Genomic DNA, 14,116 nt, shown 5'->3' on the forward strand with positions numbered 1-14,116 from the left:
AATGGCAGAAGCAAATAACCAAGAACAAAAGGTTGAAAATCAAGAGAATGAAATTTATAGTGAGAAACAACTTTCTAGCCTGGACCTAATCTGGAAAATTGGCTTTGACGAATTGGATGCATGGGCCGATCGTTTTAACAAACGGGATGATATTTTCCTGGCCTCTGTATACAACTATGTGGAAAAAGTGAAACAAAACCAGGAAAACCTTCAAGAAATCACAGAACAATTCAGCAAGGAACTAAAAAATTGGGAGAAATCCGCCCGAGAGGAATTACTCGTAACGACTACGGCACTGCAGCATTTCTTCCCGGTAAAGTCTTATGAAGAAATTAATCATGTGGTGGACGACATTCAGATGAAAACAACAGCGTTGCTCTTAACTCCAGTAAAGTCATTAAACAGCGGTATGGCTCTTGATAAATATGTAAGTGCTGTAGAGCAATATTTGTCATTGCGCAAAAATACGCGAGAAAAATATTTTGAAAGTGTCAAGAAGACAACAAAAGTTTTATATGAAAATCAAAAATTATTAATGAATTTATTTACTAAACAAGTAAAAACAGCGATTTTTCCATTTCAAAAGTACATGAAAAATGCAGCAGAATCTAAATAAATAATGATGAGGTGAAGGAAGATGTCCGACAATAAAACCTACGATCCATTTGAAACCCTTCATAAATTCAGTTTACTTTGGGAGAAACAAATCAATGATTTTATCTATTTGTGGACCAACAATAGCGAATTTATTAAGTTTTCAAATATCGGAACAGAAATTCAATCTCGCTATATAGACACTTTTAAAAAGAATCATGAGGCACTTGCAGGAGTTCTTAACTTACCAACAAAGAGCGATGTAACGAATGTTGCAAACCTGACCATTCAAGCAGAAGAAAAAGTGGAAGCCCTTGAGGAACAAATTTGGGAGCTTCAGGATTCAGTAAAAGCGCAAAGTAAAGAAATTGAAAGTGTTGTAGAAGTATCAAAAGAGATTATTAAACTGACTAAACAATTAAAAACAGAATTAATGAAAACCAAAAAGGAATTAGCTGATACAAAAGATTTACATGCAGAGCTTCAGGAAATGAAATTTGAACTGATGAAGCTAAATAATTTTAAAGAAGAGTTTGAGTTACTAAAAGATCTGATTGAAAAGGATAAAACACCTGAGCCAGTATTATCAAGTGCTAGTTCAGCGAAATAATGGAAGAAGGGGGAGGTAAACCATGGAGACAGAAACACCTTTTGGAAATTTAATGCCAACTTTAGATTATGAAAAAGAAATGAACCGCTGGAAACATGTTTTTAAGATTTTAACAGAGCCTGAACCGAAAGTGGGCCATACTCCAAGAAATGAAGTATGGAGAAAGAATAAATCTGTTTTATGGCATTACCCAGCAAAACAGAAAAAATATGAGATTCCATTATTTTTCGTTTATTCTCTTTTCAATAAGCCATACATTTTGGATATTGCACCAAAATCAAGTGTAATTGAAAATTTAACAAATATGGGATATGAGGTATACTTGCTCGATTGGGGCATTCCAGGATATGAGGACAAGAAAATCGGCCTGGATACGTTCATCGAGAAATATTTAAGAACCGCCGTCAAACGAGCCATTCGTCATTCAGGGGCAGGAGAAATTACACTGGTCGGCTATTGTTTGGGTGGAACGATTGCCTCCATTTATGCTGCGATTGCGGAGGAGCCAATTAAAAACCTCATTGTAGCTACAGTGCCCATTGATTTCAAACCATTTATCGGCCCTGATAAATGGGCAGAAGGGTTAAGAAATGACGAATTTAATATTGACCACTTTATCGATACGTACGGGGTTGTTCCCCCTCAATTAGTGGAAGGGATGTTTAGGGCAATCGGGGCACCTATTTATTTTACAAACTATACGATGTTGTTACATCGTGCCCACGATCAAAGATATGTTGACAAATGGCGGAGAATGAATAAGTGGACATTGGACCAGGTGCCATTTACTGGTGAGGCCTATCGCCAATTAGCCGTTGATTTATTTAAAGAAAACAAACTCGTACAGGGTGAATTTATGCTTGGCAATAAAAAGGTAGATTTGAAAAATATTAAGGCCAATTTATATGTTGTGTCAGGATCAAGAGATAACTTAATTTTAGAAGAACAAAGCAAACCAATAATGGAATTGGTTTCAAGCAAGGATAAAACCTATGTATGTGTTGAAGGGGGGCATGTCAGCCTCGCATTAACAGGTGTCTTTGCTAAAATTGTGGATCAATGGGCGGCAAGCAGATCCAAACCACTTTCATAATATAGTAATAATATGCACTCTATTATCATAAGAAATATTAAGGAATGGGGAAAGGGAGGATTTCAGCTTCCCCCCTAACCTGCCCTTTTATGCTTATTTAGAAAGTTGCGAAGGACTGTATTAAAAGCATCCTTTGCCTCTAATTTGGCAATATGGCCTGTATTCCTGAAAATCACAAACTCGGAGTGGGGAATTTGCTTGTGCATTAAAAGCTGGACCCAAACCGGTATGACAGAATCATATTGTCCTCCAATAATTAGGGTTGGAACTTTTATTTGCGAAAGTAATGTTAAATTATTTACTTTTAAACAAGCTTCCATTGATTTGAAGTAATATTTACTATTAGGTTGATAGTATTGGTAGAATTTCTCGAAATTTTCCTTAGACCATGAATACAGGCAAACTTTTGCTGCTGTTTCTCTTAATTCATCGGGTGTTTGATTTTGTGCCCGGGAGTTCCGGTATTTTAAAAATAATTTCCCCAGCCGTTTTGGAGCATAATGAAAAGTGCTTACTAGGAGCAAGGAGCGGCACATTTGCGGTGCTTGGCGATAAATTTCCTGCGCCACCATTCCGCCCATAGATAAGCCACATATGTGTGCGCTTTCAATCTTAAGTTCTTTTAATAATGAAATGACATCAAACGCAAAGTTGCTAATCGATATTTCTCCTGGTGAAGTATATTCGCCATGTCCTCGCAAATCGGGGATTATTAAGTCATACTGATCGGATAGTTCAAATTGATTTGACCATCCCTCCTTGACCTCACCAAGACCGTGTATCAACACTAATGGTTCACCAGTACCAAGCCGCAAATAAGGAATTTCGGAGTAACATTTTTGTGCCTCACTCAATTGTCATTCCTCCTATTGGTTTTATAAAACTTTCTTTCCATTATTTTTACGGGATATACATATATAAAGTTCTGGTTAGTTCATTATATAATCAGAGTTGACAGTTTATTACATATAGGTGTAAATTACATGTATAGACAATCATGGGAATGCAGAAAAAAGTGGAAATTTTAAAATAAAATAAATGATGGATGAGGAGGAATTGTAAATGGGTGACATGGCAAAGAAAAGTGGACAAGAATTCAGCTGGGAAGGTGCCTTTGGCGCAGAACGGTTTATTGATGCCTTTTGGAATCAGTATGAACGATCTTTAAATAGTGCCAGGGAGGTTCGTGAGCGGAGAGAAGAAGCATATCTTAAAACAGTGAAAGAGGTTGTTAAGTTTAATCAAGAATTTAGAAGTTCCCTTGTGAAGCTGTATCAAACCTCTAAAAAGACGAATGATGAGGTAGTGAAAGGTGTATCCAGCAATCTTCTGAAAAAAGCGGAAGAAAGACAAGTAGTCAGTCATGAACTAACTGATCAATTGGAGGAAGTTTCAAACCGCGCGGAAAAGCTTGCAGCAACGCCAATTAAAGCAGGCATTAAGCTGGTGGAGCGTTTTGAAACCAATCTTGTTGAAGGCAGCGAAAACTATGTTTACTATGTAAGAGAGCGCCGAAATGGCTGGCAGCAAGTGACAAACGAATATCTCCAAGCCGCAAGAACTAACCAGAAAAAATTCATTCATCGCCTGGAAGATAGTCTTAAAGTATTCGTAAACACAAAATGATTATACAAGAAAAGCTGCTGGATATTTGTCAGCAGTTTTTTTGCGTGTTTCCAATATGACATTTATCATGTCGGTGATATGACAGGTATGTCTGCAAAGGTTATTTTCCTTCTTATATAATTTGAATAATTAAATATGAAGGGAATTCGATGGTATGAATAAAAATCAAAAAGAATTACGAAAGCAAGTATTGCCCTATGAGAAATCGAATTTTATAGCCAGTGTTTGGCAATTAATAAATACAATTGTACCATACATTATTTTATGGATATTAGCTTACAAAAGCCTTTCTGTTTCTAATTACCTTACAATGGGGATCGATGTTGTTGCTGCCGGTTTTTTAGTACGTACATTTATCATCTTTCATGATTGCTGCCACTACTCGTTCTTTAAAAACCGAACCGCTAATAAAATTCTTGGAACATTGACGGGAATATTAACATTGTTTCCGTACAGCCAATGGCAGCATGATCATTCTGTCCATCACGCTACGAGCAGTAACCTAGATAAGCGAGGAACAGGTGATATTTGGATGCTAACTGTAGACGAATATTTGGCATCATCGGATTTTACAAAAGTAAAGTATCGTTTGTATCGAAACCCATTTGTAATGTTTATACTGGGTCCAATTTACGTTTTCCTTATAAAAAATCGATTTAATCGGAAGGGTGCAAGGCTTAAGGAAAGATTGAATACGTATCTTACGAACCTGCTTATTGCTGTATTAGGCGTGACACTTTGTTGGGCCATTGGCTGGGAAGCATTTCTATTGGTGGAAGGCCCCATTTTTTTACTCGCAGGTATTGCCGGTGTTTGGCTTTTTTACGTACAGCACACTTTTGAAGATTCGTATTTTGAAGAAGATAAAGATTGGGAATATGTAAGAGCTGCTGTCGAAGGAAGTTCCTACTATAAGCTTCCGAAAATTTTGCAATGGCTTACAGGAAATATCGGTTATCACCATGTGCATCATTTAAGTCCGAGGGTACCGAATTATATGTTGGAGCAAGTTCATAATAATACGACACCACTGCAAAACGTTCCAACTATTACACTTAAAACTAGCTTGAGTTCGTTGAAATTTCATTTATGGGATGAACAGAACAAGAAGTTTATTCGTTTTAGGGACATAAAATTCTTTGCAAATCTGCCAGGATTATAAAGAAAATTCATGAACGTTAAGGTAAAATATAACATAAAAGAAGTTCTTCATATAAAGAGGTTGCACTAATGGTAAAAAAATACCTTTCCTTTCAAAAAAGCAACGGGATTGCTCCATATATTTGGACAGTTCTGAGTATTTTACCGTTTTATTTTATTTTTCAAACTTCCTCCACGACCCGAATCATCGTGGGGATATTACTAACGTTAATCTTTTTTATCCTTTATCGAATTGCGTTTATATCTAAAGGCTGGCCTGTATATCTATGGACGTTGATTTTGATTGGAATCTCAGTCACAGCAACCAGTCTTTTCAGCTACGTTTATTTTGCTTTCTTTCTTGCTTATTTTTTAGGAAATATTAAAGATCGTCTTGCCTTTTTTATTTTGTATTTTATTCATTTGTTAAGTACCTCGATCTCTATAAATTACAACATAGTTGTTCATGAAAAACTATTCGTTCAGCAGTTGCCCTTTGTCATTATCATTTGGGTCAGTATGATCCTGCTTCCGTTCAGTATATATAATCGGAAGGAGCGGGGGCAGCTGGAGGAAAAACTTGAGGATGCCAACAAACGAATTGCGGAACTGGTAAAACTGGAGGAACGGCAGAGAATTGCCCGTGATCTTCATGATATTCTTGGACAAAAGCTTTCGCTCATTGGATTAAAAGCTGATTTGGCAGGAAAATTAATTTCGAAAAACCCTGACCAAGCTGAAATGGAGCTAAAGGATGTACAAAAAACAGCCAGAACGGCGTTAAGTGAAGTCAGAAAGCTGGTTGCATCTATGCGTGGAATTCGCCTAAAAGATGAGTTGCTTCGAATAAAACAAATTACCGAAGCAGCTGAAATTCAATTAGAAATTGAAGGCGCCAACACATTAAAATACATCTCATTATTGACTGAAAATATTTTAAGCATGTGTTTAAAAGAAGCAGTGAACAACGTTGTCAAACATAGCGGGGCAAAGAAATGTTCTATATCCGTTGAACAGTCGTGGAAAGAAGTGACGTTGACCATTCGAGATAACGGAAAATTCAAAGGAGAAAAAGATCTTCTCACCGAAGGTCATGGATTAATTGGGATGAAGGAGCGGCTTGAATTCATAAATGGAAGTTTGGACCTGCTAACAAATAAAGGAACGACTCTCGTTATTCGAGTGCCAAATGATGCGAAAACTGCGAAAGAGGAGGAGAGAAAATGATTAAAATCGTTATTGCCGAAGATCAAAAAATGCTCCTCGGGGCGTTTGGATCACTGCTTAATTTGGAAGAAGATATGGAGGTCATCGGTAAAGCTTCAAATGGAGAAGAGGCTGTTGAACTAGTTAAGAAGTTAGCACCAGATGTTTGCATTATGGATATCGAAATGCCTGGAAAAAGTGGTTTGGAAGCGGCAGAGGAACTGAAAGATTTTGACTGTAAATTAATCATATTAACTACTTTTGCCCGAACAGGTTATTTCCAGCGTGCATTAAAAGCCGGGGTAAGCGGTTATTTGCTAAAGGACAGTCCCAGTGAAGAATTGGCAGGCTCGATTAGAAGTGTAATGGCAGGCAGGAGAATATATGCTCCAGAACTTATGGATGATTTCTATCTCGAAGAAAATCCATTGACCGACCGTGAAAAAGAAGTGCTCGAACTTGTTGCGAATGGAAAGAACACAAAAGAAATTGCCGAGGAACTAAGTATTAAAACTGGAACTGTTCGCAATTACATTTCCATTATATTGGATAAATTAGAAGTGAAAAATCGAATAGAAGCCATAACACAGTCAAAGGAAAAAGGCTGGTTTAAATAAAAAAGAACGTACCATAAGCATTTCATGCTTAGAAGGTACGTTCTTTTTTAATCCATAAGCATTGTCAAAATACATTAAATATAACAGCGCCATGATATTAATTTACGGCAGTTTGATATTTATTTAAAAAGTTTTTTATATATTTATATATCTCATGTGGCCGTTCTTCAGGAAGAGCATGCCCTGTCTCTTTCAAAACGACCAGCTCCGAATTTAATAAATCTTTATTCAATTTTTCCCCTACTTCAAGTGGCATCGACCGATCATGATCCCCCCAAATTAATAAGCATGGGGTTTTGATTTGATTTAGTATGCTAGAAGGCAAATCCCCTTCACGATGACGAATCATTCTGGTTAAGGCGATAAAAATTTCATCTTCTAGAAAAGGCTGCAAGTAACCATTGATCATTTCCTCATTGATGAGCGAATGATCATAAAGAGTTTCCTGAAGATTTTTTTTGACACCTGTTCGTGCAAACCAATATTTAACGAAAACATGAAAATAAGGCATATAACTGGATACGATTAATGGTAATTTTGATCGTCTCAAATAGGATGAACTGCATAGTAGAATAGCCTTCTCTGCCATTTCGGGCATCATATGAAGAATATTTAAGACAATCTGGCCACCCATAGAATGGCCGATAAAAAACATTTCCTTAAGTCCTAAGGACTCAATTAATTTAATTACCGTCTGAGCTATGTTTTTATAGGAATAAACATAGCGGCTGCACTTTCCGCTTTTTCCGAATGGAGGAAGATCGACAGAAAGTACTTGGTATTCCGTTTTTAATAAAGAAATTAAATGGCGATAGGTAAATGTGGAAGAAAGAAAACCATGCAGTAAAACAAATGTTTTTTCCGTAGACGGGTTTGGATAAAATTCATAATAAACATTTATGTCGCATACCGATTTATAACCGGATATGACATTTTGGGTCATAAATCTCATCTCCTCTTCCTAAACGAATAGATGAAATTAATGTGCCCTTATTTGGAATCTTTACCCTAAGAAAATGTTGGCTAAATTGTATAAATTGAAATCCTTTTTATCTTTTTGAATCTTTTGTGAAATTTTTTTAAAATTTCCAAAATAAAGTGTTTGAATTTTTAGAAAATAGACTGTATAATAAAAAAAAGTTCAAGGAGTTGATTTCCATGGATAAGAAATTACTTAATTCACCACAACATTCTGATGAGAATACTGATTCCTATGTCGCTGAGATGTTCCTAAATCATATACTGCTTGAATTTAAACGGGAGAAAATCCGCAAGGAAATCGACCAGACTTTACAAGAAGGCAACAAGGAATTATTCATGCAGTTAACAGAAGAGCTAAAGAAAATTTCCTAAAAATCTTACAATAATACCACCACTTCTAAAAAGAAGCCCTTTCCTAATTGGATGGGGCTTCTTGGCATTTTATATTCCTGTCATTGAAAAATGCTCCATGTATTTTCAATGGATGGCCTTTATCAGTTGATCGCAACATTGTCTTCGGCAGCTTTCTTCCTTCTAGCGATCGAATCCATTAACCATTTAAAGAGTTTTAAAGAACGATGGAATACTGGACTTTGGATAAAGGTATATAAAAAGGTAGCAATAAACACTGGCCCGCGCAATATTAATCCAATAATTAATACGAAGCTTTCCACCATTATGCGTGCTTTTATTACTGATATTCCTGTTTTTTCAGAGATGGAGAGCATGAAGCCGTCCCGCGGCCCGGCGCCAATACCGGCAGCAACATACATGCCACCCCCTATTCCGGTAATAACGATTCCTGATAAAAGGATCACATAATCAATCCAAGAATGAGTTGCTTTTGGAAGTATGTCCAGTCTAAGAAATAAATCCATAATAGGGCCGATACATAATGCGTTTAAGACAGTTCCAATATTAATATATTTTCTGTTAAAAAATACAGATATCAAAATGAGGAAAAGACCGCAAATAACCCCCCATGTTCCGATGGTTAACCCGAAATGCTGATACAACGCTACATTTAAAACTTCCCAAGGATGTAAACCTACATATTTGACTTTTACTGCAATTGCATTCCCCATGCCATAGAAGATTAATCCTAAAAAAAATAAAAAATAACGAAAGATTTTCACCGTATCCCCCCTTGTTGTATAATCTGAATTTTCAAACCTATCCTTCCATATTAAAATATAGGATGTTTATAATCAATGATAAAATGGCATGAGGCATGATTAAAGGCAAATATTCCAGATGTGTTACAAAATTTCTTCTATAAAAATGCTTCTGAACATAGATATTTATAAAAAGCCTTCATTGTATGAGGGCTTTTTATATGGGAATTGTCTAGCGGCAAATCTCTTTAGATTGTATGTGAAAGTAAATAAGAAGAAAAGAGGGAATGGACTATGCCTAGCGGTATGCATCAAGTTGTACTAGAATTTCCGATAGGAGTTATTTGGGATTTTGTTAAAGAAATGGATAACTGGGCTCCCCTTGTACCTGGTTATATACAACATGAGAAAATAAATCACCACCAGTCAACATGGGAATTTGCAGGGGATATGGGGATTTTTAAGAAAAAGGTCAATTTACTGATTGACATAAAAGAATGGCAGCCGCCAACAAAAGTCAGTTTTGAACTAAATGGTGAAAAGTATTCAGGTGAGGGATATTTTGAGGCATTAGTCATCAATCGAAATAAAACGAGATTAACAGGGTTTCTTGAAGTAAATGCAAATGGAAAAATGGAGGCAATGAAAAATTCCTTTTTGAAAAAGGCTATACCCAAATCTGCTGAGGAAATGGCGCTGGCGATCACGGCAAAAATTGAAGAACTGGCTTTAAAAAATTAAGATAAAGTTAAGCATCCAATGGTATAGTTAGTCCGAATTTTATTTAATGAAATCGGGTGAGTATGGATGCTTACAAAGATGCAAAATAGCAAAGGAACAAAGCTTATAGTGGCTGCTTCCATGGTAGGTTTGGGGCTGATCACTGCTACTCCTGCTTCTGCAATGGAAACGGAAACTCAAACCGTTTCTTCCGCTGTTTCAACCATAAATGGACAGCAGACAAATACTTTATCCAAATTGGAACTTGCAGGTATTCAGCTTAATCAAAACTTTTCATCGGATGTCAATGAATATACTGCAACAGTAGACAGTTCCACACAAAACATTTCCATGCTTTTGGCAAGTGACAACACTAATGCCAACATAACGGTTAATGGGCAACCTGTAACAAATGACTCTTCAAACCTTTTTCCACTACAGATAGGGAAAAATACTTTTCAAATCACCGTTGCAGATGGAACTAATCCTTCAGTTTCGTATACTTTAACAGTTATTAAACCGTGGCTGAAAAGTATTAAACTATCAAATGGTGTATTGTCGCCAACATTTTCTACAAATAATTCGGAATATAGCGTGACAGTTCCGAACGAAGTAAGTTCCATAACGGTAAGCCCAGAAGTATATGAACAAACAGAAACTGTAAAAGTCAAAGGCGTATTGTTAGTGAAAGATGGAGCTGCTGTTACACTGCCAGTTGGAAAAACAGATATAATGGTTTCGGTGACTGCAGAGAACGGAACTGAAGCTGACTATACAATTCATGTTACCAGGGAAGCAATAAAGGCTCCCAGCACATCTGGAGATTCAACAAAGACAGGAACCAAGACGGGATCTAAGACAGGATCCAAAACTGGGTCCGCTTCAAGTAAATGGCCAGGTTCAAAGTCTGGTACACATTCAAAATCAAGTACTGGGAAATCAGGAAAAATCTTGATGCGGCAGACAGCGGGAAGTTCGCAGTTTTCGGGAGGTTCCAATTACCAACAGAAAACAGGAACTGTTCAAAAGGCTAGTACTGCAACGCTTTCTTCCTTATCGGTCTCTGAAGGTTCATGGGACACTAGTTTTACAACAAATAAGTACACCTATCATATCGCAGTATCAAATAGCGTCAAATCGGTAACCATCAATCCGGAAACAACTTATAGTAGTGCAATCGTTTCTATTGAAGGCAGCACAAGCAAAACGGTCCAATTAACTGAGACAAACACTGCAATACCTATAGTGGTAACCAGAAACAGTGACCGGAAAACGTATGTACTAGTTTTTGATAAACCAGTTCCGCAAAATCCAATAGCTTCGGTGCAGCAATCTACAGATAATACAGTGAATATGCCTGCGGAGAATGTGACAACATCAGCATTAAACCCACAAACATCTGTTTCGAGCTATCGTACCAATCCAAATAATAACCAGCCAACATCATTTTGGGGAAGAATACTGGCATTTTTGAAGAATCTTTTTTAAAAATCCTGCTCATGTAGCAGGTTTTTTTGTTGAAAATTTAATATTAGGAAAATTATATATTTTTTTTATAAAAAGTAAGTTAAATAATGAACAAGTTCCTTAAAGTTATGATATATTTATATTTAAAAAATTCAGCAAAAGGAAGGTGGAAAATATGGCAGCAGATTTAAAATTGAATGACAGCAGTCTTCCATTGCGCCGTGATGTGAAATTACTAGGTAAAATGCTAGGAGAAATTCTCGTTAATCATAATGGGCCAGAACTTTTTGAAAAAGTCGAAAAAATCCGGCTCATGTGTAAAACATTGCGGTCGCATTTTGATATGGAGATCTATCAAGAATTAAAAGAAGAAATCTCCGCTTTAAATTCACCAATGAGAAAGCAGGTCATTCGAGCATTTTCAATGTATTTTCATTTAATTAATGTGGCCGAGCAAAACCATCGAATCAGAAGGCGCAGGCAATATCAGCTTCAAGAAGCAGCAGCCTTCCAGCCTGCATCCATTGAGAGTGCAATCCTATCGTTAAAAGAGAATCATATCGATGAAACGACAATCCAGGAAGTACTAAATACCCTCTCACTTGAACTTGTGATCACTGCCCACCCAACTGAGGCGGCAAAGCGTTCCATCTTGGAATTGCAACAACGAATTGCTGAACTTCTGATAAAACTCGATCATCCATTATTAACAAATAAGGAGCAAAGAAAGCTGGAAGAAAGTCTCTTTAATGAAGTGGCTATATTATGGCAGACAGATGAGCTGCGCCAGCATAAACCAACTGTAATGGATGAAGTCCGTAACGGTTTATATTATTTTGATCAAACGCTTTTTGATGTACTGCCGGATATTCATCAGGAAGTAGCGGATTGCCTAGATAAAAATTATCCGAATAGGAACTGGCAAGTGCCGAATTTCTTAAAATTTGGCTCTTGGATTGGCGGAGACCGCGACGGCAACCCGAACGTTACCCACGATGTTACATGGGAGACATTAACAAGACATCGCAGGCTCGTGTTAAAAAAATATAAATCTGTATTGGTAGATTTAATGAAACGATATAGCCATTCATCAACAAGAGTAGAGGTCAGTGAAGAACTGCTTCATTTTCTTGGTGAAAAAGAAGATTTTATTTTAACTGAGGATAAAAAGTGGCCGAATAAAGAAGAAGTCTATCGCCGTGCATTTGCGATCATCATCGAACGGGTGAAACAAGTAGGCAAATCTGAGTTAGGGTACAAGTCAGCAGAAGAATTATTGGCTGATTTGATCATGATCAAGCGAAGCTTAAAGAAACACCATCCAGCAGCACATGAACTGAGAACGATTCAAAAGCTTATTCGCCAAGTACAATTGTTTGGCTTCCATTTAGCAACGTTGGATATACGTAATCATAGCGGAGAGCATGAAGCTGCGATTACTGAAATTCTTAGAAAGGTAAGAATTTCGGAAAATTATGCGGAACTCTTGGAAGAAGAAAAGGTTAAAATTTTGCAAAATATCCTTCAGGATCCAAGGCCTCTTTTATTATTAAATGAGGATTATTCAGCGGAAACACGAGAGATGATTAAGGTTTTCCAAATGATTAAGCAGGCACATGAGGAGTTCGGGAAAAGATCGATAGCGGTTTACCTTGTAAGTATGACAAAATCGCCTAGCGACTTATTAGAAGTTCTTGTACTTGCAAAAGAAGCCGGGCTTTATCGTCTTCATGCAGATGGTTCTTTGGAAACTCATTTAAATGTTGCTCCTCTCTTGGAAACGATCGACGATTTAACTTCAGGTCCGATGATTATGGAAACATTATTTAACATGCCGGTTTACCGTGAGCATTTACGCATTTGTGGCGATCAACAGGAAATTATGCTTGGTTATTCGGATGGAAGCAAGGACGGCGGAACATTAACTGCTAACTGGAAGCTTTACAATGCGCAAATTGAAATCCATGAAATGGCGAAAAAATACAGTATTGGCCTTAAATTTTTCCATGGACGCGGTGGATCCTTCGGCCGTGGAGGGGGACCATTAAATAAAAGTATCTTATCACAACCTGCGGAAACAATCGGTGAAGGTGTTAAAATCACTGAGCAGGGTGAAGTTCTTTCCGCCCGCTATCTAATGGAGGATATCGCCTATCGCAGCTTGGAGCAGGCAACATCCACATTAATTCTTGCTGCAGCACATGTTTCGAAGGAAGCAGAACACGGACACTTAAGGGAACAAGAATGGGAAAAAGCAATAGAGGAAATATCAGCATTTGCATTGGCACAATATCAGTCGCTTGTATTTAAAGATCCGGACTTCCTAACCTATTTCCATCAAGCAACTCCATTAAAAGAGCTTGGTGAACTGAATATTGGTTCAAGACCAATGAGCCGGAAAAATAGAGGAAGATTCGAAGATTTGCGGGCGATTCCTTGGGTATTTGCCTGGACACAAAGCAGGCAGCTATTGCCGGGCTGGTATGCTGCAGGAACAGGTTTGGACAGCTTTGCCAACAAAAGTGAGCATAACCTGCATCTATTACATGAAATGTATGCGAAGTGGCCATTCTTTCAAGCTACAATAGATAATTTGCAAATGGCCTTAATGAAGGCAGATATCACGACAGCTAAAGAATATTTGACTCTAGTGGAAGATAAGGAGATAGCGGATCGGATTTTTTCCAATATTTTTGCGGAATACGAAAAAACAAAAGCCATTCTTCTTAAAATAACTGGAGACCATGAATTGTTAGATCATACTCCAAATATTAAGGATTCAGTTTTCAGACGCAATCCATATGTGGACCCATTGAACTTTTTACAGGTAGAGTTAATTAAAGAACTTCGCAGCCAGGAAGAACCGGATGAGGAATTATTGACGGAAGTTCTGCTTACCATAAGTGGAATATCTGCCGGACTAAGAAATACTGGTTGATTGGGTGAA

General features: G+C 37.3%; 14 protein-coding genes. 11 read left to right on the forward strand and 3 right to left on the reverse strand.

Going from position 1 to position 14,116, the window contains the following annotated elements; genetic code table 11:
- Nucleotide 1: 1 nt before the first annotated feature.
- Genes HPT25_RS14790 through HPT25_RS14800 form a run of 3 tightly spaced genes read left to right on the forward strand, consistent with a single transcriptional unit; the run spans nt 2 to nt 2,297 of the window.
- The gene (locus tag HPT25_RS14790; protein ID WP_173065561.1) at nt 2–616 is read left to right on the forward strand and encodes a hypothetical protein; all 615 of its coding nucleotides are present in this window, start codon (nt 2–4) and stop codon (nt 614–616) included.
- A 21-nt stretch (nt 617–637) separates the two neighbouring features.
- Nucleotides 638–1,204 carry a polyhydroxyalkanoate biosynthesis repressor PhaR gene (locus HPT25_RS14795; RefSeq protein ID WP_173065564.1) on the forward strand — a complete coding sequence of 189 codons (567 nt, stop codon included), beginning with the start codon at nt 638–640 and terminating at the stop codon, nt 1,202–1,204.
- A 22-nt stretch (nt 1,205–1,226) separates the two neighbouring features.
- Entirely contained in the window at nt 1,227–2,297 is a 1,071-nt protein-coding gene (locus HPT25_RS14800; protein ID WP_173065567.1) for an alpha/beta fold hydrolase, read from the forward strand.
- A 74-nt stretch (nt 2,298–2,371) separates the two neighbouring features.
- Here the strand turns inward: HPT25_RS14800 and HPT25_RS14805 are convergent, their stop codons facing one another.
- Nucleotides 2,372–3,151 (reverse strand): alpha/beta fold hydrolase, encoded by a 780-nt coding sequence (locus tag HPT25_RS14805; protein WP_173065570.1) that lies wholly within the window; start codon nt 3,149–3,151, stop codon nt 2,372–2,374.
- A 208-nt stretch (nt 3,152–3,359) separates the two neighbouring features.
- On the opposite strand from HPT25_RS14805, the gene phaP reads away from it, so the two are divergent.
- From phaP to HPT25_RS14825, 4 genes are all read left to right on the forward strand, one after another.
- Nucleotides 3,360–3,923 (forward strand): polyhydroxyalkanoic acid inclusion protein PhaP, encoded by a 564-nt coding sequence (gene phaP, locus HPT25_RS14810; RefSeq protein ID WP_173065573.1) that lies wholly within the window; start codon nt 3,360–3,362, stop codon nt 3,921–3,923.
- A 154-nt stretch (nt 3,924–4,077) separates the two neighbouring features.
- Nucleotides 4,078–5,085: a Delta(5) desaturase DesA gene (desA, locus tag HPT25_RS14815; protein ID WP_173065576.1), complete on the forward strand. Its 1,008-nt coding sequence runs from the start codon at nt 4,078–4,080 to the stop codon at nt 5,083–5,085.
- A gap of 68 nt (nt 5,086–5,153) precedes the next feature.
- On the forward strand, nt 5,154–6,290 hold the full coding sequence (locus tag HPT25_RS14820) for a sensor histidine kinase (protein WP_173065578.1): 1,137 nt from the start codon (nt 5,154–5,156) through the stop codon (nt 6,288–6,290).
- Entirely contained in the window at nt 6,287–6,886 is a 600-nt protein-coding gene (locus HPT25_RS14825; protein WP_173065580.1) for a response regulator transcription factor, read from the forward strand. Before HPT25_RS14820 ends, HPT25_RS14825 begins: the two co-directional genes overlap by 4 nt.
- A 97-nt stretch (nt 6,887–6,983) precedes the next feature.
- On the opposite strand, the gene HPT25_RS14830 is transcribed toward HPT25_RS14825, so the two are convergent.
- Nucleotides 6,984–7,829, reverse strand: coding sequence for an alpha/beta fold hydrolase (locus HPT25_RS14830; RefSeq protein ID WP_173065582.1), 846 nt, complete (start codon nt 7,827–7,829; stop codon nt 6,984–6,986).
- Between the two features lie 215 nt (nt 7,830–8,044).
- Here HPT25_RS14830 and HPT25_RS14835 point away from each other — a divergent pair, with 215 nt between their 5' ends.
- Nucleotides 8,045–8,239 (forward strand): IDEAL domain-containing protein, encoded by a 195-nt coding sequence (locus HPT25_RS14835; RefSeq protein ID WP_173065584.1) that lies wholly within the window; start codon nt 8,045–8,047, stop codon nt 8,237–8,239.
- Nucleotides 8,240–8,361: 122 nt separating this feature from the next.
- Here HPT25_RS14835 and HPT25_RS14840 read toward each other — a convergent pair whose 3' ends face one another.
- Nucleotides 8,362–9,003: a YczE/YyaS/YitT family protein gene (locus tag HPT25_RS14840; protein ID WP_512698528.1), complete on the reverse strand. Its 642-nt coding sequence runs from the start codon at nt 9,001–9,003 to the stop codon at nt 8,362–8,364.
- A gap of 273 nt (nt 9,004–9,276) precedes the next feature.
- Between HPT25_RS14840 and HPT25_RS14845 the strand changes: the two genes are divergently transcribed.
- From HPT25_RS14845 to ppc, 3 genes are all read left to right on the forward strand, one after another.
- Nucleotides 9,277–9,723: an SRPBCC family protein gene (locus tag HPT25_RS14845; RefSeq protein WP_173065586.1), complete on the forward strand. Its 447-nt coding sequence runs from the start codon at nt 9,277–9,279 to the stop codon at nt 9,721–9,723.
- A 66-nt stretch (nt 9,724–9,789) separates the two neighbouring features.
- On the forward strand, nt 9,790–11,190 hold the full coding sequence (locus HPT25_RS14850) for a cadherin-like beta sandwich domain-containing protein (protein WP_173065587.1): 1,401 nt from the start codon (nt 9,790–9,792) through the stop codon (nt 11,188–11,190).
- 154 nt (nt 11,191–11,344) lie between these two features.
- On the forward strand, nt 11,345–14,107 hold the full coding sequence (ppc, locus tag HPT25_RS14855; RefSeq protein WP_173065589.1) for a phosphoenolpyruvate carboxylase: 2,763 nt from the start codon (nt 11,345–11,347) through the stop codon (nt 14,105–14,107).
- Nucleotides 14,108–14,116: the final 9 nt, after the last annotated feature.

Origin of the sequence: Neobacillus endophyticus, from assembly GCF_013248975.1 — a bacterium.
Taxonomy (GTDB): domain Bacteria; phylum Bacillota; class Bacilli; order Bacillales; family Cytobacillaceae; genus Neobacillus; species Neobacillus endophyticus.

Bases quoted from the DNA above. Each gene is read 5' to 3' on its own strand.
- HPT25_RS14850 (WP_173065587.1), top strand. From the start codon at position 9,790: ATGCTTACAAAGATGCAAAATAGCAAAGGAACAAAGCTTATAGTGGCT.
- HPT25_RS14825 (WP_173065580.1), top strand. From the start codon at position 6,287: ATGATTAAAATCGTTATTGCCGAAGATCAAAAAATGCTCCTCGGGGCG.
- phaP (WP_173065573.1), top strand. From the start codon at position 3,360: ATGGGTGACATGGCAAAGAAAAGTGGACAAGAATTCAGCTGGGAAGGT.
- HPT25_RS14835 (WP_173065584.1), top strand. From the start codon at position 8,045: ATGGATAAGAAATTACTTAATTCACCACAACATTCTGATGAGAATACT.
- HPT25_RS14790 (WP_173065561.1), top strand. From the start codon at position 2: ATGGCAGAAGCAAATAACCAAGAACAAAAGGTTGAAAATCAAGAGAAT.
- HPT25_RS14800 (WP_173065567.1), top strand. From the start codon at position 1,227: ATGGAGACAGAAACACCTTTTGGAAATTTAATGCCAACTTTAGATTAT.
- HPT25_RS14795 (WP_173065564.1), top strand. From the start codon at position 638: ATGTCCGACAATAAAACCTACGATCCATTTGAAACCCTTCATAAATTC.
- ppc (WP_173065589.1), top strand. From the start codon at position 11,345: ATGGCAGCAGATTTAAAATTGAATGACAGCAGTCTTCCATTGCGCCGT.
- desA (WP_173065576.1), top strand. From the start codon at position 4,078: ATGAATAAAAATCAAAAAGAATTACGAAAGCAAGTATTGCCCTATGAG.
- HPT25_RS14845 (WP_173065586.1), top strand. From the start codon at position 9,277: ATGCCTAGCGGTATGCATCAAGTTGTACTAGAATTTCCGATAGGAGTT.
- HPT25_RS14830 (WP_173065582.1), bottom strand. From the start codon at position 7,829: ATGACCCAAAATGTCATATCCGGTTATAAATCGGTATGCGACATAAAT.
- HPT25_RS14820 (WP_173065578.1), top strand. From the start codon at position 5,154: ATGGTAAAAAAATACCTTTCCTTTCAAAAAAGCAACGGGATTGCTCCA.